This window comes from Clostridium sp. HBUAS56010 (assembly GCF_007115105.1).
Taxonomy (GTDB): Bacteria; Bacillota; Clostridia; order Lachnospirales; family Lachnospiraceae; genus Lacrimispora.
The window spans coordinates 26,553-47,839 of sequence record NZ_SULJ01000009.1; the positions used below are offsets into that span (position 1 = coordinate 26,553).

Below are 21,287 nucleotides of genomic sequence, written 5' to 3' on the forward strand. Positions count from 1 at the left end.
TTTTTTGTTATCTGGAAGGCTGCAGAATTTTTTTATTGATAAAACTACATAAAACTGGTTGATCTACTTTATAATTTCCAGAATCTGCTTTATTTACAAACACCTTTAAGGTCTGATCAAAAGGCTTCTGAACCAGCACCTGAACATAATGGCCGAGAGGCATAACTTGGACAACACGGTATTCACTTTCTTCTTTCAGACAAGGCCTTATAAGCACATCCTCCGGCCTGACTACAGTAACCTTTCCATCCTCCTCCAGAAAGTTCATCTCACCTATAAAACTGGCAACAAAACGGTTTTCAGGATTATTATATATCTCTGTAGGAGGTCCTATCTGTTCAATGAAGCCCCGGTTCATCACTGCAATCCTGTCTGAGACCGCCATGGCCTCCTCTTGATCGTGGGTAACAAACACTGCTGTAAGCCCGGCTTCTCTCTGTATTCTTTTTAGTTCCTCTCTCATTTGCCCTCTGATCTTTGCGTCCAGTGCGGAAAAAGGCTCATCCAAAAGCAAGAGGGACGGTTTTAGTACCAGCGCTCTGGCAATGGCAATTCGTTGCTGCTGTCCCCCGGAAAGCTGACCAGGATATTTTTTTTCGCTTCCAGCCATGTTTACCATATCCAGCATTTTCATAATTTCCTGCTGCATCTCAACCCTGGCAACCTTTCTTAACTTCAGGCCAAAGGCCATATTTTCAAAAACGGTCATATGAGGCCATAAGTTATAGCTTTGGAACACCATGCCTGTAGGGCGTTTTTCCGGGGGAAGTTCCTGGATTTCTTTCCCGTCTAAAACGATGGTTCCGGAATCAATCTTATGGAATCCGCCTATTGCTCTTAAAATTGTGGTTTTCCCGCATCCGGAAGGCCCCAGCAGGGTCAGCAGTTCATTTTCATATACAGAAAGATTGATTTTTTCTACTCCCTCTGCAGCACTGAATTTCTTCGTAAGGTCATGTATGACCATTTTTTCTTTCATAATTCCGTCAGCCTCCACTTTCTTTCATTACATTTTTAAACCGTCAGATAACGTTTCCGCACTTAAATATTTACGGAATACAATCAGTAAAACAATGGAAGGAATTAACAAAATTACGGAAAATACCGCTCCTGCTGTCTCCGGGAATGACATAATAATTCCATAAAGTTCGCTGGGCATGGTATGAATATTAGGGAGTCCGATCAAAAGCGTACCCTGGGCTTCCTCCATAGACCCCAAAAATGTATACAGAGAAGCAACTACGATTCCAGGCCATGCCATAGGCATGGTGATCTGAAAAAATACACGAAGGGGAGAGGCGCCTGCATCTCTCGCACTTTCTTCCTGCTGGGCATGAACCGTCCGAAAAGAACCGCTTGGAATCCACACCATGAACATCATGGTATTTATAATATGTACCAGCACTACTCCAGGAAAGGTTCCTATAAGCTTAAGCTTATAAAATATTACCGCCATAGCCGTATAAATTCCCATCTTGGGAAATGCATTGGTTAGAAGAAAACTCAACCGTACCAGACTTTTTCCTTTAAACTGAAATCTTGCAATGGCATACGCTGCCGGCAGACAGATGATAAGAGAACACAGCGTCACCGCAACTGCCAGAATCAGGGACATTCCAATTGACTCCACCATCTGCCCTTTTGTCATGATATAATCCCACCATTTAAATCCAAAGGTTCTGGGTATTACATCCGGATATTCATATTTGCCTGCAAAGGACAAAGTCAGCATATGAAACATAGGACCATAGAAAAAGAGAAGAAATACAGCAAACAATATATATTCCCAGAATCGAATCTTTCCAAGACCATAATACAAACCTTTCATATATTACCGCTCTCCTCTCCACCTCACCGGTGCGCCAACTGCCAGGAGATGTTCCATATCACATACAGAATCATATAATTCGATAATAGCTGTACTGGCGCCATTTTTAACTGGTATTTTAAAATCCCGGTTCAAATCCACTTCCCACTCATTTACAGTCTTATCATTCCACTTTACCTGAAGGACAACCTTATATTCCTTATAATGCCTGTCCCATCCAAAATAAGATGAGGTATGATCAAAATGTACGATTAAATTTCTGCCTTCAAATACCGTATGAAAAAGAGGTCCTTTTGTTATCATGGTTCTTTGACGGAGAATTGCTCCTATCACGCCATCTGCCAGGCTGTCCGGTTCCTTTTCAAACATTGCATAGGTAATAAATACCCGTTCATCCTTCGGCTTTCCATGAATATCCTTTCCTGTTACAGCTCCTATCTTATATCCCTGAAGCACAAGCTCTTCCCAAAGTTCTAAAGCCTGTTTATTGCCTGATATGCCGTCTCCCATGGTTTTAGTACCACTGGAGGTATTAAATATTTCAATATAGTCTACTGAATTCCAGTTTTTAACATCCATCCCAAATCTGCAGCCAATCATCAGAGGTTCTCCAATACAAAAGGGATGGGCAATTCCCACTGCCGCTGCTCCTTCTGCTCTCAACTTCATAAAAAAGGCTTCGGGGTATTTCGGGTTCAATTCCGTAATATCTGTCATATGCTTCATTCCCAGAGCCAATATGTGTCCGTAAAAAGTAGTAATTTCCACGCCTTTTAAAATTGAAACATCATATTTATTCTTTCTCACTTCTTCATCAGCCTTATCATGTCCGGAGCAAGTATTGTGATCCGTCAAAGCCAGCACCTCAAACTTCTGCTCCTCTGCATACTTTACCAATTGGCCAATTGTCATAGTTCCATCGGACTCTGTAGAGTGATTATGCAATTCCGCTCTCTTATAGATCATCAACTTCTCCTTTCACAACCAGGCTGAAATTTGTATTATCATTCAGGACATTTAAAACATGGAGCACAATGCGCAGATTTCCCTCATCAGTTTTCCACTGTAAAAACCCTTCTGAGGAATATTCTGGTGAAATATGAATTTCCTTTAGCAAAAGATTTCTATGAGCGGTGCCCAAGCAGGCTCCGTTGTGAAATACCGATACATTAATTTCGCTTTTCGGCATTTTAAGAAGCTGTTCTTTTACGCTTTGGGTTACTTCCAAATCCGGTATATTTTGCAACAGCGCCTGAATTCCTTTTTTCTCTATTTCCTCCAAGTTCCCGGTTGGCTCTCTCTTATCAAACTCAAAGGTTATATCCAGGGATTTCATGTTTTCCGGAATAAAAAACAAATAAGAAATATGTCCTTGATATCCTGCCGATAACTGCCCTGAAGTCTTGTACAATTCTTTTTCAACCATTTGTATTTCCTTTCTTTAATCAAACTTTACTACAGACTCAGTTTAGTGAACCTATTCCTTTAAAACAATCTATTTGGAGTTAAATATATGTAAAATAAAAGTTATATTACCCAAATTTATACACTTCTTTTAACTTTTACATTATTTTTACTTAAATTACACTTTTTATAAGCTGTTTTATTTTAAAATAGAGTATACCAACAAGTTCTTAGATAGGTTGTAAACAATTTCAGCAATCAATTCAGGAGGAGCTATGATAAACAATAATTTAAATCCATCATACAAAGTAAAATACCTCAAACATAATGAGCGCTTAAGTGACCTTATCTTAGACAGAGCAGAACAGCTTTTTATAAGTAACGGTATCAATAAAACCAGCTTTTCTTCCATTGCTTCTGTCTGCGGTGTCACTCGTTCCACTTTATACAAATATTACAAAAGTAAAGAAGATCTGCTCTGGAGCATCCATCATAAAAAAATGCAGTTTTTAAGCCAGCGTCTATATCGTAATTTTTCGAAATCCAGACATTCCACCTATGACCGCTTTTATTCCTATTATCGCTTCATCCGGGAAACTTACCAGGATGATCCCGAATGGTTCCAATTTTTTAATGTTTTTTATGACAGTTGGCAATATGAAACTAGTAAACGTTCCTCAGATTACTATAAAAAAACTTTTCATAACGGTGACTTCGGATCAAAAGATATGGTTAGATTTCTTTGTAAAAACTTTCATGACGGTTCAGTCAAAAAAGATTTAGATCCTGAAATGACGGCTGTGGCGTTTACTTATGCAGGATTTCACATTGCATCAGGGCTGATGCAAACCGCTCAAACCTTGCCCGTCAAATACGGGCTTAACACGGTAGAAATACTGGATACAACATTCCAACTGCTCTTATCAGGATTAAAAGGATAAAGTACGCACTTCACTCCAACATTCGCAATTCCGAAACAAACATATTAGAATATCCTGCATGCCATGGGAATATATTGAACCATAAGACAAGATGTAAGGAGTATTCATATGGAAAAATCAAAGCTTCAGGTCACACTAAGAAACCTGCTCATCACCTACATACTGACCGGAATCCTGCTTGTTGTCCTGGCATTCGCACTTTATAGATTCCAGTTAAAAGAAGGCCAGATCCGACTGGGCGTGAATGGGGTTTACATTATCACCTGCTTAATCGGAGGGATTTTGATGGGAAAAAGCATAAGGCAGCGAAGGTTCTTTTGGGGACTTTTACTGGGTCTTATGTATTTTGTGGTTTTACTTGCAGTCTCATTTTTACTGAATAAGGGCGTGAATGGGTCTATGAATCAGATTCTTACTACCATGGCAATCTGTGTTGCAAGCGGAACTGCAGGGGGAATGCTTAGTTAAAACCATTTTTCATTGCCATGTGCAATCTGCAGGGAGTTGTTATTATTTTACAGGGAGAAAATTTTCTATAAAAAAACGGCTGTGTCAACATCACACAGCCGCTTTTTTATATCAGCGTTCCCGAACCATCTTAATAAGCTCTGCAATCAGAATTATGGCTGCACCCAGGAAAATGAAAATATCGCCCAGGTTAAATACGACTTTTTTGAGTCTGCCTGCCTGAATGCTGAAATAATCAACCACATAACCGCGGAAGAGTCTGTCATATAAGTTACTGATGGCACCCCCAAGAGTAATGGATAATGCCAGCTTTTCTACAATTCTGCCCTTTTTCTGGGAAAGCCCTGCCAGGATTCCACCTATGAAAGCAGCAACTGCTAAGGGGATCATCTGGACCAATTCCAAATGTTCCTTTAAATAACCGAAAGAAAAACCTGGATTGTGACTCTTATAGAGGACGATCTTGCCGCCGCTTCCTTCCAGCTCTTTTGGGAAACTGCTTTCTTCCTGGTTTTCAATGGAACTTTTTATAAAAAGATCCACGGCCGCCAATAATACGATGACACCGATAAATATCATAACGTACACTCCTTCCGACCTTATTATCTCCATTCTACTGTACTTTTTATCCTTCGTCCAGCGAATCCGGTCTACGGCTTTTTATTAACCTCTCATCTGAATAAAAGGTCCGCCCTTTTTGTCCAGATACGCACGGGTTATTACAACAGAACCAATGTTTGGATCTTTGGGGATTTCATACATGATATCCAGCATAAAATTCTCTATAATGGCACGTAAAGCTCTGGCACCGGTCTTTTTCTTCAGCGCTTCTTCTGCAATCCACTCTAAAGAATCATCTTCAAATACCAGCTTTACTTCATCTAATTCCAAAAGTTTTTTATATTGCTTTAAAATAGCATTACGGGGTTCCTTTAACACCCGGATCAGTAAATCTTTATTAAGAGAATCCAAAGTAACACTGATGGGCAGACGTCCCAGGAACTCAGGAATCATTCCAAACTTTCTTAAATCTTCGTTTGTTACCTTTGTCAGGAGGTTGTTGTCTGTCTCGTACTGGTCTTTTAACTCTGCGGAAAAACCAATGGAAGACTTTTCCTTCAAACGCTCTTTGATGATGTCTTCCAGATCCGGGAACGCACCTCCGCAGATGAAGAGAATGTTCTCCGTTTTCACAGAAGTCATAGGCGTAAGAGCATTCTTCTGGTTGGAACCAACAGGAACCTCTACCGTACTTCCCTCTAACAATTTTAAAAGCTCCTGCTGCACCGATTCTCCGCTGACATCCCGGCTGCTGGTATTCTTTTTCTTGGCAATTTTATCAATCTCATCAATAAAAATAATTCCCCGCTCTGCCTTATCCACATCATTACCAGCCGCGGATAACAGCTTGGATACTACACTTTCAATGTCATCGCCTATGTATCCGGCTTCTGTTAAAGAAGTGGCATCGGCAATGGCTAACGGTACATCAAGAAGCTTTGCCAGTGTCTTAACCAGATAGGTCTTTCCGCTTCCTGTAGGGCCAATCATCAAAATGTTTGACTTCTCAATCTGGACCTGATCTTCTTCATTCTTTAATTCCTTTTCAACCAGATAAACTCTCTTATAATGGTTGTAAACGGCTACGGAAATCACTTTCTTTGCCTGATCCTGACCAATTACATAATCATCCAGCTTCTGGCGGATCACATGAGGTGCAGGAATATCCTTTAAGTCAATTTCAGGTTTTTCACTTTTCACTGACCGTTTTTTTATTTTCTGTTTTTGTGGTATCTCAAGATCTTTGTCATTTAACTTTCCAAGATCGCTGAGATTCAGATTCATATATGGCATACCCGGAATCTTACTTAAGTCAAATCCGCTCTGGGTCACAGAATCAAATGCTTTCTGCATACAGTCATGACACAGATTCATAGAACCTGTCATGGAAACCATGGGACCTGTGATGCTCTCCGGCCTACGGCAGACATAGCAGACTTTTTCAAATTCATCCTGTTCTTTTTTTTTCTCTTCTCCGTCAGAATCCTCAACCGTGGTATCTTCCATCTGCTCCTCCTCCAGTAATTCTTTATCGTTCAATCTATATTCTCCTTCTGTCTGCAATTATATACTTCATACATTCACATTATAAAGCATTTAAAAGATCCTCACAAGTGTACAGGCACATTTTAGATTTTTTTAAGAAAAGACTCCCTCATCAGAATGATCTGACAGGGGAGTCTTATTTTTGTCACTGCTGCGGCTCTGCCGGCCGCTTTCCAAGTGTGATGTTTACATTTCTTTCTACATACTGTCCGTTCTCTATGGACTGTACGGTAACAGGAACGGTTGTTCCACCTTTATAGTACTTAAGCATATTGGTCAGGTCATCGTATGTCTTAATGCTCTGCCCATCAAATTTTGTAATAATATCTTTTTCTTTCAGATCGGACTGGCTGGCTGCGCCGCCTTCTACAATCTTATAGATGAATACCCCTTGAGGCATACCAAGCTGCTGGCTTGTGGCAGCATCAATGTTCTTACACTGAATTCCCAGATATCCCTGTTCTCCATCAGCAACCTGACTTCTGGTTGTTCTGGTCATCAGAGTATCAATAATCGCCTGAGCTTTGGAAATGGGAATTGCATAGCCCATGCCTTCCACTTCCGTTGAGGAATATTTTGCAGAGTTAATACCAATGACTTCTCCCTGCATATTTAAGAGTGCGCCGCCGCTGTTGCCTGGATTAATCGCTGCATCGGTCTGCAGTAAATCTCTGTTGGTTCCGTCTTCTGTCTGAACAGAACGGTCAAGGGCACTTACATAACCAACCGTAACGGACTGACCATACCCAAGGGCATTGCCGATGGCTACCACTCCCTGACCTACTTTTATGGTATCGGAATTACCAAGAGAAGCAATGGCAATTCTGGAAAGAGTATCCGCCTCGATATTCTTAATCGGAACTGCAATCACTGCAAGATCGGTGTCTGCATCTGTTCCTTTAATCGCTGCATCAACTGCAACCTGATCAATAAAGGTTACTTTTAAAGCTTCGGCACCTTCTACTACATGATTGTTGGTTACAATCAGCAGCTCATCATCATTCTTTCCTACAATAATTCCTGAACCGCTTCCCTCCCCTTCCCGCTGCATGGGACCAAACCAGGTCTGGCTTTCATATACCACCTTGCTGGTAATCGCAACTACAGACGGCATGGCTTTATCTACAATACCGGATACATCGTTGGGCACCACCCCGGATACACTGGCTGGCACTACGGCTGCTGGAGAAACAGTCTCCGCTTTATTGATCTCAACGGTGTTCTTACTATGGTAAGCACCGGCTGCCCAGTTGATGGCAACCATGGTACTTCCTGCAATTACTCCAAACACCAGTGCTCCGCCAACAAGAGCCGCCGCCCTCTTTACAAACCCACGTTTTTTCTTCGGAGGAATCATATCTTTCTGGAAGACGGGACTCTCTTCCCTTTGAAACTGATGTTCCTGATAGTGAGGAAGGTTCTGTTTCTCTTCTGTCTTTTGGGGCTCCGGATCTCTCATTACAAAATTGGTAGTGATTGGTTCTTCTTTTTCTTTATCAAACATAGGATCTATCTCCTTTCATCTAACGGATTATCTTTTTGATAATCACAGTCTATCAATGAAATGTGACCATTCTGTGATAAAATTATATTCAATATGTGAAAAGAGATTGATACTTCCTTTTACTCCCCGGTAGGGGGTGCCGGAACAACAGGTGCCTCTGTCACACTTCCCGCAGGCTGGGTCTCTGGCTGCGGACTAACCGTCTCTCCCGGTCCATTATGCTTTGTCTCCCCCTGGGTTTCATGAGGAGTGGTTGGTTCATGGACCGTGGTGGTCTCATGAGGAGTTGTCTCATGTGCTGTGGTAGTCTCTTTCGTTCCTGGTTCATGGATAGCGGAAGTGGGCTCTGTACTGCCGCCTGAATGAGAAGGCTTTGTTTCTCCAGGACCACCCTTTCCTGGTTTCGTGCCTGCCTCTTCCTGGCTGGAGCTTTCCTGAGCCGAAGATTCCTCGCTTTGTGTTGTCTTTTCCGGTTTTGTTTCTTTTGTCTCTTTCTTTGGCTTATCTTTCTTTGACTTGGAAGAATCATCTGCATCCTGGCCATTTTTATACATGCCGGAATCTGCTGCAATCTTGGCACTGATCTTTTTTACCATTTCAGATGGCTGGTAATCCTGTTTATCAAAGAGAAATTTATGAAGTTCTGTTACATTGCTTGTAAGAGTCTGGGGGATTACGCAGTCTCCCTTTTTGCCCATCTTCATGTCACCTTTACTAAACGGAAAACCTCCAGTCTCTCCAATGTGGTATTTGCCCATATCCAAAAGAAGTTCTGTAAAATCGCCGAATGTCAGGTTGGTTCCTACCTGTTCAACTTCCATAAGAAGAATCCGGTTTAAAAGACCCAGATCCGCTTTTTTTGCTTTATCAAATGATTTTTGAATTACCAGACGCTGACGCTCTGTTCTCTGGTAATCCGTATCCATCTTTCTCAATCTGGCATAAGCAACCGCCTGGACACCGTCTAAATGATTCATGCCTGCTGATTTTAAGTGAACCGATGGAACACCTGTCTTTTGTACTGTTTCTGTAATAAAAGAATTAATATAACGAAACTCTGCTTTTGTTATATCCACATCAACGCCGCCCAGCATATTAATGCCGTCAGCCACGGATTTCCAGTTAAATGTCACATATTCTGTAATATCCATATCCAGATTCTTATTCAGAGCCGCCAATGCCTGGGCAGCTCCTCCGTTTGCATATGCAGAGTTAATCTTATTATAAGTATTCTTTTCACTGACGTTTAGATATGTATCCCGGAATACGGATAACAGTTTGATCTCACCAGTATCCTGATTGATATTACATATCATAATAACGTCCGTGTTTGTTCCCTTATTCACATTGCCGTCCCGGCTGTCCACACCAAAGACCGCTATGTTGCGGTATCCGGTCATATGTTTCTTCTGTGCACTGGTCATCTCTTCATTACGGACCTGCTTCTCATCAAAATTCTGCGGTCTCTGGATAGATCCCATAATCCGTGCCACATAGGCGTAAGAAAATATGATTGCAAGAGTAAGAAGTTCTGCAATGGTAAGAAGAATGATGCGTCTGATCTTTCTTTTATTGCTGCTTTTGGCTTCACTCCGGCTGGAAGTGGAGGAACGTTCCTGGATGGGTCTCCTCGCCTGCTGCCTGGTGCCGCCGTCACCAATCACAATCTGCCCCCTGGTAGTTGACTGTCCTCTGCTCTGAGAGGTTCCTGATGCCTGCCTGGAGCGGGATGTATCCTGACCGGAAGATCTGGTGCCTGATGGTGACTGAGGTCTGCGTACAGGCTGACTCTTACTCCTGGAACTTTTGGCTGTATCATCTTCGTAGTCATCATCCAGATAGTAATCTCCATCGGACGGATCTGGTTTTGAATCGTAACCGCGCCTTCTGCTCTGTCTTTTTTCACGGTTTAACTCATCATCAAATTCATTTTTCATTTATTTAACCTCATCCTAATCGTGTCGTATTCAATCTCAGTACGCATTTTTATTAACAAACCCTTTAAAGATGGTCAAGAAGAGAATCTTAACATCTAATCCCAGGGTCCAGTTTTCGATGTAATAAAGATCATGCTCAATTCTTTTTGTAATGGAAGTATCCCCTCTGAATCCATTGACCTGTGCCCAGCCCGTGATGCCGGGACGCACCTGGTGCTTGATCATATAGCGGGGAATCTCTTCTTTAAACTTCTCAACAAAGAGAGGTCTCTCCGGTCTTGGTCCTACCAGACTCATATCTCCCCGGAGTACATTAAAAAACTGAGGCATCTCATCAATGCTTGTCTTTCTGATAAATCTCCCAATAGGTGTGACTCTGGAGTCATGGGGAGTTGTCCACTTGTTTTTCTCTTCTGAGGGAGCCTGTACCACCATAGAGCGGAATTTATACATCTGGAAAGGTCTGTTGTGAAGACCTACCCTCTCCTGCTTATAAATCAGTGGTCCGGGTGCTGTCAGCTTAATTAATAAGACTGTCAGCAGCATAATCGGAGAAAATAAAACAAGGGCAACGGCTGCTCCCACTATATCCACCGCCCTTTTTACGATTGCATTGACCGGATCTGTTAACGGAACCCGGCGGATATTAACCACAGGCAATCCCTGAAGGTCCTCAATGTAAGGTATGGTGGGAATTATATTGTTATAATCCGGAATAAATTTGGTATGAACACCTGATTTTTCACAGGAGGCAACAATCTTTTCTAAATTTGCATATTCATTAATGCTTAAGGTAATGGCAATCTCATCTAAGGAATTCAAGGCAAGAATCTCATCTAAATCCTTGATCTTCCCAATTACATTGACGTCTTTATAACCGCTTCCCCATTCCTTTTGATTATCCAAAATTCCTTTGATCTGATAACCCCACTCCGGATTCTGGCGGACCCGTTCAATAAAACTTTCTGCCGCACGGCTGTAGCCAATAAGCAGAATATGCTTCTGGTTATAGCCTTTGGAACGCATGGAGTGTAAAATACTGCGGATTAAATTCCGTTCCACTGTTTCCAGTATCGTGTTAACAGCAAAGAAATAAAAAACCATTCTGGTAGAGAATTCACTAAAAAATGGATTCTTCTTCACCAGGAACAGTCCCAGGGCAAACAAAAGTACTCCCAGCAGATTTGCTTTTACAATATTAGCGAATTCATAGCGCTTCTCCTGAACTCTTTTCGGCGCATATAGCCGGAAAACACCATAAAGAAGCAGGTAGATTGGCAATATTGCAAGCAGTGCCCCAAAATAATATTGCGGAGCCAGGACTCCCTTATAAGGACTGAACGCATGGTTGCTAAGAAGCAACAGCAGCCAGGCAATAAAATAGGACAGGATAATAACCATTCCATCCAGCACTACATGAAATCCATTAAATTTTTTCTGATTATCCTTTATCATAGCTGCAAAACCTTCCAATCGTGCATCGCACCATATTTCTCCATGATAATTCCCGTTTATTATACATGATATGTTGTGATAGTTCTATAAAATTTTTCTTAATATGACCTGTCAATTTTTAGTTTTCTTCTTAAAAATTCCCATACATAGAGAAGAGTTCCAAAAATCAGATCTCCTTCAATCTTTAAATAGTTTACAAACCTGGATTTGCGGAAGGGAACTTTTTTAGTCCTTCTAACAGTTCTCACTCCTTCTTTTAATCCTTCTATATAATCAGAGGCAAATCCGATCTTTCTGAAAAACAGATACTTTACAAAAATCCCCAGCAAAATGGGAATTGAATTGAAAAGAAGCTGAAATGCAGGCATGTTTTTGTAGTTTAGGTATATGTTATTTCTGGCGGCAAGTTTTACTTTAAATGAATTATACTTGGAACCGCTGGTTCCGCTTCCTACATGGTAAACTACAGCAGCTGGACAATACACATTCTCATAGCCGTGGATTCTTGCCCGGTAACCAACATCAATGTCTTCCAGATATGCAAAATGAGCTTCATCAAATCCACCGATTTCATCAAATACCTTTCTCCGGTAAATGGCTGCTCCCGCACAAGCGGCAAAAACAGTTCTGGGTTTGTCATATTTTTTAATACTCTGCCCCACACCTCTTTGATAAGCCCAGCCAAGCACACTGTACATATCCCCCGCATCATCCATCAGTTCTCTTTGATGAAGCTGGATCATCTTGCTGCTTGCAGAAAATATACGGGGAGACTGGTCCATTACACGAACCAGTTCCTTCACATAATCCGGTTCTGGTTCCGTATCATTGTTAAGCAAAATTACATAAGGTGTTCTGGCATGACGGATTCCCACATTCACTGCACCGGAAAATCCTGTATTTTCTTCTAAATATATGGTCGGAATTTCATGCTCTTTTAGCCAGTCCACACTGCCGTCTGTGGAACCATTGTCCACCACAAGAAGCTCAAAGTTTTTATCACTTTGAGTCTCCAGGGCTTTCATACAGGGCTCCATAAACTTTAATCCATTATAGTTTGGAATGATGATGGTAACTTTTTTCTCCATCTTACACCTCCAGTTTATAGGGTTCTCCAATTTTCTCTTTTCGAAGGTCACGAAGGGCAAAATTGGATTTGCGCAAGGTTAAGTTAGGATTATAATAAGGATCTCCATCTCTTAAAATGTCAGGCCATTTTTCTGAGAATTTTTTGATCTCCCGGTTAAAACGTGCTACCTTCTCCGGTGTATCCTCCAGCCCCCTTGATTTGGACTCATAATGATAAAATAAGGCGTAAGGAGCATAGACCACCAGTTTATTGAGAGAGCGTATTTTCATGCAATAGTCAATGTCATTAAATGCAACTGCCAGGTCTTCTGAAAATCCTCCCGCCTGGTCAAACAATGATCGTTTGCTCATCATGCAGGCAGCAGTCACTGCACTGTAGTTTCTTGCACACATCGCCTGATTAAAGTAGCTGCTTTCGGATTTATGAAGACCAATAAAGGTATGCCCCGCTATTCCGCCAAATCCAACCACAACCCCGGCATGCTGAATGGTATCATCGGAATACAAAAGTCTGGCTCCTACAATTCCAACATCCTGTCTCTGGCAGAAGCCCAGCATCTCTTTAATACCATCAGGATTAATCATCTCTGTATCGTTATTTAAAAAGAGAAGGTATTCTCCTTTTGAAAAAGTAACTCCAAAATTATTGATGGCAGAGTAATTAAACTCTTTTTCCCATTTCACCACATGAACGGAAGTAAATTCTTTCTGAATCTTTTCGTAGTAGTCAAAGGTTTCCGGGGCTGTACTGTTGTTTTCCACCACAATGAATTCCAGATTCTTATAGCTGGACTTATGAAGAATGGAACGGATGCACAAATCTAAATCCGCTGTATGATCTTTGTTGGGAATAATCACGGAGACCAGTGGAGAATCATTGATTCCAAAGGTAGTATGATAGATGCCGTAATCAATTCCTTTTTCTACGGAAATAGCATTCACACCGATTCGTTTAAAATGGGCCTTTACGGCTTTTGCACCTGCTTCAAAAGCATATAACTTGCTTTCCGGATTGCTGGCTGTGGAATTCTGATGGCAGCGCCAGTGGTAGAGTGCTTTTGGTACATGGCAGATCTTTCTGGCTTTCTCTGTACAGCGCAGAATAAAATCATAATCCTGTGCTCCATCGTATTCTTCTCTAAAACCACCTACTTCCAGAAGAAGTTCATGGCTCACTACAAACAAATGGCAGATATAGTTGACGCTGTTTAGCAGATCCGGATTAAAATCAGGCTTAAAGTGAGGTTCAAATAATTCTCCACCGTCAATATCCAGTTTATCCTCATCGGTATAAACCACATCAATCTCTGCATCGGATTGAATGGCTTTCACACACTCAAACAAGGCATCCGGCGCCATGGTGTCATCATGATCCGCCAATACAATAAAATCACCTGTTGCCATCTCAATGGCTGCATTGGTGTTGCCGGAAATCCCTTTATTCTCTCCCAGAATCACGTAGCGGACTCTCTCATCTTTCAGAGCATAGCGCTTTAATACCCGCTCTACGCTTTCTCCTTTGGGACTGCCATCTGCGATACAGACCTCCCAGTTGCCATAGGTTTGAGCCAGCAGAGAATCAAGCATGGCGGATAGAAACCGTTCGGGCGTCTTATAGGCAGGTATGACCACTGACATTTTAGGCATATAATCAAATACTGTTTTTCTCTGACTGTTCAGTTCCTCTTCCGTTGGTTTCGTTAATTCGTACCACTCCGGATAATCATAGTCGCTGTCAATTCCCTGAAGCTTGTGTCTGGATTTCAGCAGGAATGCTTTCAGACCATTTTCCTTTAAAAAATCTGCAGCAGACTGAAGCGTCTGTAAATTCATCATATTCTTAAGCTTTACAGACTTTTTATGGGCGGAGCTGTTCTGCTTTTCAATTATGGCTGTATTCAGTTTGACTTTCTCCGTCTTTCCATCACAGGATATAACGAGAAAGCGGTCTTCGTTCTTCTCTCTGATATAAGGGATTCTGATATCAAACCCAAGGTCTTTTTCCGTTCCCTGTTTAAAATAGATCTGACTTACATCATCTCTTCGTACCGGAACATGTTTAAATTCCACCTCATGCCCCTGACCATCTAAAACCTGGAACTTCACTTGTGAACGAAGGGTCTTGCCAATGACCCAGCCATTTAATACAATGGAATTCTCCCGGATTCTTGCTACATCTATCTTATATTTCATTTCTGTTCCCATCCTCCATAGAGGCTGCTGTAAGAAGCATATCCTCCTCCGGTTCGGCTTTCTCCCCGGATGTAAAATTAATTCTTTCTTCTTCAATTACCAATGGCCGCTTCATAATACGGGCATTGATGGAAAGCACATATTCTCCTACCAGACCGATAAAAAAGATCTGCACCGATCCAAGGAAACACATGCCAATCAAAAGGGGGGCCATACCTGCCGGAAAACGATCCCAGTACATGAGTTTCATAATCAGGTAAATCAGCGCTACCGCCATACTTGCGAAAGAACAGATACTTCCAAATATGGTGGCAATCCGCAGTCCCACCTTTGTATAGGAAGTAATGCTTAACATCGCAGCATCGTAAAGGCGGTAAAAATTGTTACTGGTTTTTCCTGCACGCCGCTTTGGCTGTTCATAGGGAACTTCCTTGCGCCGGAACCCAAGCTCTGCCACTATTCCGCGAAGAAATGGGGTAGGGTCATCCAGTTCTCTTAAAACCTTGATGAATTTTGAATCATAAAGCCCGAATCCGGTAAAATGCTCAATCTGCTCTACATCGGATAGTTTTTTGATACATTTATAATAGCAGCTTCTCAGCAGATACATCAGCTTGTTTTCCTTGCTGGATTTCTTAATTCCAATAACAATCTTATATCCCTGTTCCCACTCCCTGATATACTTTGGGATCATCTCCACAGGATCCTGAAAATCAGCCGCCATTAAAATCGTGGCGTCGCCTGTGGATTGAAGCATGGCATAGTAAGGGGAATTGAACTGCCCGAAATTTTTAGCGTTAAAAATACCCTTTACCCCTGCGTCAAAGGAACAGAGCCGTCTTATAATCTCTCTGGTTCTGTCTTTGGAATCATTATCAATAAAGATGATCTCATATTGATAGCCTGGCAGATCCTTTTTAAATACATCTGATATTGCCTGATACAGTGCCTCTACATTTTCTTCCTCATTATAGCAGGGGACAGCAATGCTAATTGTCTTCATACGTTCACTTCCAATCTATCTGAACCATTACTTTAATTAAATCCTGTGGTTTTTCTCTCATCTTCTGAAGGGCAGTCTCAACGGCATCAAGCCCCAAAAGCCGGTGGGTAATCAGCTTTTCCGGGTGAATTCTTTTATACTTCACCATATTAAGCAGGCGTTCGATTCTCACCCTGCCTCCCTTTGCCAATTCTGTATGGATGGTCTTTCCAGCCATTCCTCTGCCCCCGGAAAATTTGGGGAAAGGAAGGTTCCCGGTTCCTCCATAATAATTTACATTGGACACGGTTCCAATTCCGTACCTCACCATATCCACTGCCTGGGAAAACACTTCGTCTCCCCCGCCGCAGATAATTACGCTGTCCGCCCCAAGTCCTCCGGTTCTTTCCATTACCTGATCTACCACATCCCCATCTTTGTAACTCAGAACTTCCGTTGCGCCGAATTCTCTGGCAAGGCTGACACAGACCGGACGGCTTCCCACTGCAAGAATCCGGGCAGCACCCAAATGTCTTGCACCTTCTACCGCCATAAGACCGATGGGACCGATTCCCATAACCACAACCGTATCTCCAAACTTGATATCTGCAAATTCCGCCCCTGTAAATCCGGTCGTCACCACATCCACACACATGAGTGCCTGCTCTATGGTCACTCCCTGTGGAATCTTTGCCAGCGTTGTATCCGCATCCGGAATAAGGAATCTCTCCGCAAATACTCCAGGTGCCGAACGTCCAAGCTGATGACCGGAAAACGGAGCTGATGCGTGTTTATAGTTTCCCTCCTGAATGCCCAAAGCTCTCCAGTCCGGTGTAATAGCCGGAACTGCAACCAGTTCTCCCGGTTTAAAATCCTGTACCAGTTCTCCGGTTTCTAAAATCTCTGCCACACATTCATGTCCTAAAATCAGGTTAGGAGCTTTTCTGGAACCGCCGCCATACACCGTATGAACATCAGAGGAACAAGGTGCTACGGCAACGGGCCGGAGAATGGCTCCATAAGGGGTAATAGTTGGTTCCGGGGCATCATACCAGCCGACTTTTCCAGGTTCAATTAAAACAAAAGCTTTCATAGTTTTATCTTATATCCTTTCCAGATGATTGGATTTCAATGCCAGAATTTCAATATTCTGTCCATATCTTTCTTTTATAATCGCCGCAATCTCCTCTGTGTATCCGGGAGCCACAATTAATACAGCATCGACCGGAGCATGGGAAAAATGATCCGGAGACACAATTGGCAGATGAGAAGCCGGTGCATATCTGCCCTGTTTAAAGGGAGCAGAGTCAATCATATACCGGGCAAATTCACCGATCTTAGTTGTGGAAGCAAGAGTAAAACCCTGATGGCTTGCGCCCCAGACTGCCAGGCTTTTTCCCTGCTTTTCCAAATCCCCGACCAATTCATTCATCTCTGCGCCAATGGTATTCTGGCTTTCAATGAGACCAGACACATCCAGATTCTCTGCAGTTTTTTTAACAGACTTACTCGGTTTTAAACTATTTCTTTTTCTTACGATCACAGACAGTGTGTCCCGGTTGACCATCTTCTCTTCCAGAACTTCGAAACCAGCAGTCTCCACAGTATATCGAAGAGTATCGAATGTATAATAAGCCAGATGATCCCGAATCAGTTCATAATACCCATCATATTGAAGAATATACTCCAGGCTTGGGACCGTAATCAGCCCGACACCGTTCTCCGTCAGATTATCTGCAATACACCGAAGCATGGAAACAGGGTCAGGCTGATGTTCTAAATAATTAAAGGACAAAAAACCGTCATAGGGGCCTTTCACGCTTCCGTCCGGAGAAGCCAGTACCTCTCCCTCCTGTGCAAACTGTCTCCATACGGAGAGTCCTTTTTCCTGTGCCATCTGCACAAGGTTTTCCCGGTGCTCAATGCCATGTGCTTCCACCGGAAACCGTGTGAGCACAGAAAGGAATTCTCCCTGTCCGCATCCTGCTTCTATCAGTTTCCTGCCTTCCAGATGGCAGAAATCAATAAAATGTTTATACTGACGTGTCCTTAAGTTGACCATGGTGGTACTATATCCACCGGAACGGATCACATCCTTATAATATGACACCGGTTCACAGGAAAATTGTACCAGACCGCAGGTGCTGCACTGGTGAAGGGAAAGTGCAATTCCTTTTTCCTGTTCCAGTTCTGCTTTTCCCGGAATATCCTGAGCCGAAGCAGGCATATGGTTGAGAGTCATCAAAGGATTCCCTTCAAGGGGACTTTTGCATACAATACAAATTTTCTCTCTCATATTAAATCAATCCCTTTCTGTCAATGGTTTCCGCCTCACAGGTTCTTCGTATCCCATGGGCAAATGATACTTCCGGTCTAAACCCAGTTGCTGCCTGCAGCTTTTTTATATCCGGAATCAGATTTGCCGGTCCTTCTGCATTCGGCTTTCTTCTTCCATAGCTATAACTTCCATGAAAGCCGATCCCTTCATATATAAGCCGGATATAATCTCTCAGCTTCCGATTCTCTTCTTCCGGTCCAGCTACATTATAAATTCCGGAAACCGATTCTTTTTTTTGTTCCATCAAAAGTATCAGTGCCCGGATGCAATCATCTATATATAAAAAATTCCATGTCTGAGTACATTCTCCAAGGGAAATATATTCTCCATGAGAAAATGCCCGAATGCAGCTTTCCACCAAAGACCATGGATGATCAAAGGGACCATAAACACTGAAAATTCTTGCATGGATATACTCCATGTCACAGATTCCTTCCTGTCTCCATCTCTCCGTCTGCTCCATTGCCTGCCGATAAAATTCAAGCTTTGCGATTCCATATTCAGAAACCGGACTGCATACGGTCTCTTCTGTCATTGCTTCCCTGTGAATTCCGTATTCCGCCTGGGAACCGCTGAATAAAAAGCGTCTGCACTGGAGACGTCTTGCCGCTTCCAGTGCCTTTAATCCATCTATGGTGTTCTTTTGCTGAACATCTTTTTTCAAACGGTTTGCGCTTCCAGAGCCATCCCAGCCAAAATGATAAAATGCCTGGCAAGGCTCCTTGATGATGTCGGGAAGCCTGTGAAGGTCTTCCAGCTCACACTCAATCAGTGTCAGCCCCTGGCAGCCGGTATTAATCTTCTTTAAATTCTTTGAACCGGGACGGACCACAGCATACACCTGATTGCCATCCTTTTGTAATTGATCCACCAGTGCCTTTCCAAGAAAACTGGTGGCACCTGTCACAACTATATTCAACGTTCTTCCTCCAAACTTCCCATTACTCACGCTGCTATTTCAGCCTTGGAATGATCATGTTCCGTTCCATCTCTTCTTCTGGCAGGAATGGAGATAAATCTTCCAAAGGAGGGGATACCATCGTGCCGTCTGCAAGGCGTTTGGCTGAGGACTTTGGTTCAAAGTTCTGGTCACGGCTTACAAATACCTCGCAGATCACTGGTCCTTCCTTTGCAAAGGCAGCTTCAATTCCATGATCTATCTCTCCGTTATGATGAATGGCGACATAAGGATATCCATAGGCTGCTGCCAGCTTCTCCATCTGTGGAAAGCTCAAATCCCTGCTGTCTTCTCCCACTCCCACCAAAGGTTCTCCAAAGAAATTCTTTTGTGTCTGCCGGATGGAATGATATCCTCCATTATTAATAAGAAAAATCTTAACCGGCATCTGGTGATGGACAATGGTCTGCAATTCCTGCAGATTCATCTGAATACTGCCATCGCCGGTTATAAGAATAATATCTTTAGAACAATCCGCCATAGCAATTCCGATTGCCGCCGGAAGATCATATCCCATGGAAGCAACTGCAGAATTGGTTATAAACCTCTGTCCTCTCCTGATGGTATAAGCATGTCCGCCTACCACACAGGCGGAACCGTTTCCCACTACGGTAATCTGGTTTTCCTCTGCCTTACTGCTGAGTTCCTTTATAAACGCATAGATGTTGGTCTCTTCCTCTGCTCCATGCCTGTAATGCTTTTCTAACACCACCGGATACTCCTGTTTCCACATGCGGCAGGTCTCATTCCAGTTTTTTCCCTCAATGCCTGTTCCGCCATGAAATAAAGGGTTCCCTTTTGATGCCTTATATTCCCCATCTAAAACCGCTTCCAGCGCCTCAAGGAGGTCCTTGACATGGGCATGAACCGGCATGTCTGCATGAACCGATGGTTTTTTTAATTCTTCGGGGTCAATGTCATTCACAATCACATATGCCTGTCTTGCCCACGTTTTATAATTATATCCTACCTGACGAATGCTCAGGCGGCTTCCAAGCGACAGAACCAGATCACTGTTTTGAACTGCAAAATTCCCGGCACGGTCTCCCATGCCACCTCCCCGTCCGGTATAAAGGGGATGGTCCTGCCATATACAGTCCTGACTGTTCCAGCCTGTGACAACGGGAATTCCAAGTTTCTCCACAACCCGTAAAAAGACATCATGTGCCTGTCCGATTCGGATTCCATTCCCTGCATTGATTACCGGACGGGACGACTGCTTTATCTTTTCTAAAATAGCTCTGGCTGTCTCTGGAGTTACTGGCTTTGGAAGTCTCTGACGCTGTTCTCCACATCCAGCCTCATCTTCCTTTATTCTGGCCTTACTATCAGATTCCCAGCCATCTCCGCCCTTTTCATAATCTTCTGCTGAAAATCCAATTAAATCATTGGTCTCGATGAAAGCCCCCTGAACATTCAGCGGAATATCCAGCCATACGGGACCTGGACGGCCGGAAAGGGATAAATATATTGCCTTTTCCAGACAATACCGGATCCGCATAGGATCAATAATCATCTCACTGTACTTGGTCATACAGTCAACCGCTTTCACAATATCAAATTCCTGGTCTCCCATGGCTCGTATTCCCACACCAGACCACCTTGCCGTGGTGTCGTAGCGGACCTGTCCGGATAAGATTAGCATGGGAATAGAATCCAACCAGCCTCCAAGCACACCGGTAATGGCATTGGTTCCCCCAGGACCTGTCGTGACACAGACGGCGGCAAGCCTGCCCTGAATTCTGGTATAAGCCTCTGCTGCTATGGCACATGCCTGTTCATGGTGATTATACAGGCAGTGCAGACCTGGCTCATGACCGAGTGCATCATTCAAGTGCATCGCCCCTCCCCCGGTCACCGTAAACACCTGGGTAATTCCAGACTGGGTAAGCGTTCTGGAGATATAGTTGGATACTTTCATTCTCATGATTCATCGCTCCTTTTTAAGGAATGTTTTTTATCTGTTTGTGATTATACCACACCAACCTTTATTTTCCTATTAAAGTTTTCTTACTTTAAAAAACCTTAAATATTGGGGGAAACCCCTTGGGAATCTCAACTTTTTTCTTGTTATGTTATCTCCT

The 21,287-nt window shown here is 42.9% G+C and carries 18 protein-coding genes; 2 read left to right on the forward strand and 16 right to left on the reverse strand.

Features of this window, described 5'->3' with window-relative positions:
• Nucleotides 1-7 precede the first annotated feature (7 nt).
• From FAY33_RS13905 to FAY33_RS13920, 4 genes are read right to left on the reverse strand one after another with little or no spacing between them, the layout of a single operon-like run.
• A complete protein-coding gene (locus FAY33_RS13905; protein ID WP_143321837.1) occupies nucleotides 8-979 on the reverse strand; it encodes an ABC transporter ATP-binding protein in 972 nt (323 codons plus the stop codon).
• A gap of 27 nt (nucleotides 980-1,006) precedes the next feature.
• Nucleotides 1,007-1,828 carry an ABC transporter permease subunit gene (locus FAY33_RS13910; protein ID WP_143321838.1) on the reverse strand — a complete coding sequence of 274 codons (822 nt, stop codon included), beginning with the start codon at nucleotides 1,826-1,828 and terminating at the stop codon, nucleotides 1,007-1,009.
• A 3-nt stretch (nucleotides 1,829-1,831) separates the two neighbouring features.
• Nucleotides 1,832-2,794: a CehA/McbA family metallohydrolase gene (locus FAY33_RS13915; RefSeq protein ID WP_143321839.1), complete on the reverse strand. Its 963-nt coding sequence runs from the start codon at nucleotides 2,792-2,794 to the stop codon at nucleotides 1,832-1,834.
• The gene (locus FAY33_RS13920; RefSeq protein ID WP_143321840.1) at nucleotides 2,784-3,254 is read right to left on the reverse strand and encodes a DUF6669 family protein; all 471 of its coding nucleotides are present in this window, start codon (nucleotides 3,252-3,254) and stop codon (nucleotides 2,784-2,786) included. Before FAY33_RS13920 ends, FAY33_RS13915 begins: the two co-directional genes overlap by 11 nt.
• Before the next feature lie 253 nt (nucleotides 3,255-3,507).
• Between FAY33_RS13920 and FAY33_RS13925 the strand changes: the two genes are divergently transcribed.
• Nucleotides 3,508-4,173 carry a TetR/AcrR family transcriptional regulator gene (locus tag FAY33_RS13925; protein WP_143321841.1) on the forward strand — a complete coding sequence of 222 codons (666 nt, stop codon included), beginning with the start codon at nucleotides 3,508-3,510 and terminating at the stop codon, nucleotides 4,171-4,173.
• Between the two features lie 108 nt (nucleotides 4,174-4,281).
• Complete coding sequence (locus tag FAY33_RS13930) at nucleotides 4,282-4,641, forward strand: TIGR04086 family membrane protein (protein WP_143321842.1); 360 nt, start codon at nucleotides 4,282-4,284, stop codon at nucleotides 4,639-4,641.
• A gap of 111 nt (nucleotides 4,642-4,752) precedes the next feature.
• Here FAY33_RS13930 and FAY33_RS13935 read toward each other — a convergent pair whose 3' ends face one another.
• The 12 genes from FAY33_RS13935 to FAY33_RS13990 all read right to left on the reverse strand — a co-directional run bounded on the left by FAY33_RS13935 (nucleotide 4,753) and on the right by FAY33_RS13990 (nucleotide 21,130).
• Nucleotides 4,753-5,220, reverse strand: a complete 468-nt coding sequence (locus tag FAY33_RS13935) for a signal peptidase II (RefSeq protein WP_143321843.1) — start codon at nucleotides 5,218-5,220, stop codon at nucleotides 4,753-4,755.
• 84 nt (nucleotides 5,221-5,304) lie between these two features.
• Entirely contained in the window at nucleotides 5,305-6,708 is a 1,404-nt protein-coding gene (clpX, locus tag FAY33_RS13940; RefSeq protein ID WP_143321930.1) for an ATP-dependent Clp protease ATP-binding subunit ClpX, read from the reverse strand.
• Between the two features lie 184 nt (nucleotides 6,709-6,892).
• Entirely contained in the window at nucleotides 6,893-8,251 is a 1,359-nt protein-coding gene (locus FAY33_RS13945) for a trypsin-like peptidase domain-containing protein (RefSeq protein WP_243126758.1), read from the reverse strand.
• 119 nt (nucleotides 8,252-8,370) lie between these two features.
• The gene (locus FAY33_RS13950; RefSeq protein WP_143321844.1) at nucleotides 8,371-10,188 is read right to left on the reverse strand and encodes an LCP family protein; all 1,818 of its coding nucleotides are present in this window, start codon (nucleotides 10,186-10,188) and stop codon (nucleotides 8,371-8,373) included.
• A 36-nt stretch (nucleotides 10,189-10,224) separates the two neighbouring features.
• Entirely contained in the window at nucleotides 10,225-11,643 is a 1,419-nt protein-coding gene (locus FAY33_RS13955; protein WP_143321845.1) for an undecaprenyl-phosphate glucose phosphotransferase, read from the reverse strand.
• 98 nt (nucleotides 11,644-11,741) lie between these two features.
• Nucleotides 11,742-12,731, reverse strand: a complete 990-nt coding sequence (locus FAY33_RS13960; protein ID WP_143321846.1) for a glycosyltransferase family 2 protein — start codon at nucleotides 12,729-12,731, stop codon at nucleotides 11,742-11,744.
• A gap of 1 nt (nucleotide 12,732) precedes the next feature.
• Entirely contained in the window at nucleotides 12,733-14,925 is a 2,193-nt protein-coding gene (locus FAY33_RS13965) for a glycosyltransferase (protein ID WP_143321847.1), read from the reverse strand.
• Entirely contained in the window at nucleotides 14,915-15,928 is a 1,014-nt protein-coding gene (locus FAY33_RS13970; protein ID WP_143321848.1) for a glycosyltransferase family 2 protein, read from the reverse strand. Before FAY33_RS13970 ends, FAY33_RS13965 begins: the two co-directional genes overlap by 11 nt.
• Nucleotides 15,929-15,932: 4 nt before the next feature.
• Nucleotides 15,933-17,000, reverse strand: coding sequence for a zinc-binding dehydrogenase (locus FAY33_RS13975; protein WP_143321849.1), 1,068 nt, complete (start codon nucleotides 16,998-17,000; stop codon nucleotides 15,933-15,935).
• Between the two features lie 9 nt (nucleotides 17,001-17,009).
• Nucleotides 17,010-18,203 carry a class I SAM-dependent methyltransferase gene (locus FAY33_RS13980; protein ID WP_143321850.1) on the reverse strand — a complete coding sequence of 398 codons (1,194 nt, stop codon included), beginning with the start codon at nucleotides 18,201-18,203 and terminating at the stop codon, nucleotides 17,010-17,012.
• Between the two features lies 1 nt (nucleotide 18,204).
• Complete coding sequence (locus FAY33_RS13985; RefSeq protein ID WP_143321851.1) at nucleotides 18,205-19,164, reverse strand: NAD(P)-dependent oxidoreductase; 960 nt, start codon at nucleotides 19,162-19,164, stop codon at nucleotides 18,205-18,207.
• A gap of 34 nt (nucleotides 19,165-19,198) precedes the next feature.
• Complete coding sequence (locus FAY33_RS13990; protein WP_143321852.1) at nucleotides 19,199-21,130, reverse strand: thiamine pyrophosphate-binding protein; 1,932 nt, start codon at nucleotides 21,128-21,130, stop codon at nucleotides 19,199-19,201.
• Nucleotides 21,131-21,287: the final 157 nt, after the last annotated feature.

Coding starts and splice junctions, on each gene's coding strand:
- FAY33_RS13980 (WP_143321850.1), bottom strand. CDS start 18,203: ATGAGAGAGAAAATTTGTATTGTATGCAAAAGTCCCCTTGAAGGGAAT.
- FAY33_RS13975 (WP_143321849.1), bottom strand. CDS start 17,000: ATGAAAGCTTTTGTTTTAATTGAACCTGGAAAAGTCGGCTGGTATGAT.
- FAY33_RS13925 (WP_143321841.1), top strand. CDS start 3,508: ATGATAAACAATAATTTAAATCCATCATACAAAGTAAAATACCTCAAA.
- FAY33_RS13970 (WP_143321848.1), bottom strand. CDS start 15,928: ATGAAGACAATTAGCATTGCTGTCCCCTGCTATAATGAGGAAGAAAAT.
- FAY33_RS13915 (WP_143321839.1), bottom strand. CDS start 2,794: ATGATCTATAAGAGAGCGGAATTGCATAATCACTCTACAGAGTCCGAT.
- FAY33_RS13990 (WP_143321852.1), bottom strand. CDS start 21,130: ATGAGAATGAAAGTATCCAACTATATCTCCAGAACGCTTACCCAGTCT.
- FAY33_RS13945 (WP_243126758.1), bottom strand. CDS start 8,251: ATGTTTGATAAAGAAAAAGAAGAACCAATCACTACCAATTTTGTAATG.
- FAY33_RS13905 (WP_143321837.1), bottom strand. CDS start 979: ATGAAAGAAAAAATGGTCATACATGACCTTACGAAGAAATTCAGTGCT.
- FAY33_RS13965 (WP_143321847.1), bottom strand. CDS start 14,925: ATGAAATATAAGATAGATGTAGCAAGAATCCGGGAGAATTCCATTGTA.
- FAY33_RS13920 (WP_143321840.1), bottom strand. CDS start 3,254: ATGGTTGAAAAAGAATTGTACAAGACTTCAGGGCAGTTATCGGCAGGA.
- clpX (WP_143321930.1), bottom strand. CDS start 6,708: ATGGAAGATACCACGGTTGAGGATTCTGACGGAGAAGAGAAAAAAAAA.
- FAY33_RS13955 (WP_143321845.1), bottom strand. CDS start 11,643: ATGATAAAGGATAATCAGAAAAAATTTAATGGATTTCATGTAGTGCTG.
- FAY33_RS13930 (WP_143321842.1), top strand. CDS start 4,282: ATGGAAAAATCAAAGCTTCAGGTCACACTAAGAAACCTGCTCATCACC.
- FAY33_RS13950 (WP_143321844.1), bottom strand. CDS start 10,188: ATGAAAAATGAATTTGATGATGAGTTAAACCGTGAAAAAAGACAGAGC.
- FAY33_RS13935 (WP_143321843.1), bottom strand. CDS start 5,220: ATGATATTTATCGGTGTCATCGTATTATTGGCGGCCGTGGATCTTTTT.
- FAY33_RS13960 (WP_143321846.1), bottom strand. CDS start 12,731: ATGGAGAAAAAAGTTACCATCATCATTCCAAACTATAATGGATTAAAG.
- FAY33_RS13910 (WP_143321838.1), bottom strand. CDS start 1,828: ATGAAAGGTTTGTATTATGGTCTTGGAAAGATTCGATTCTGGGAATAT.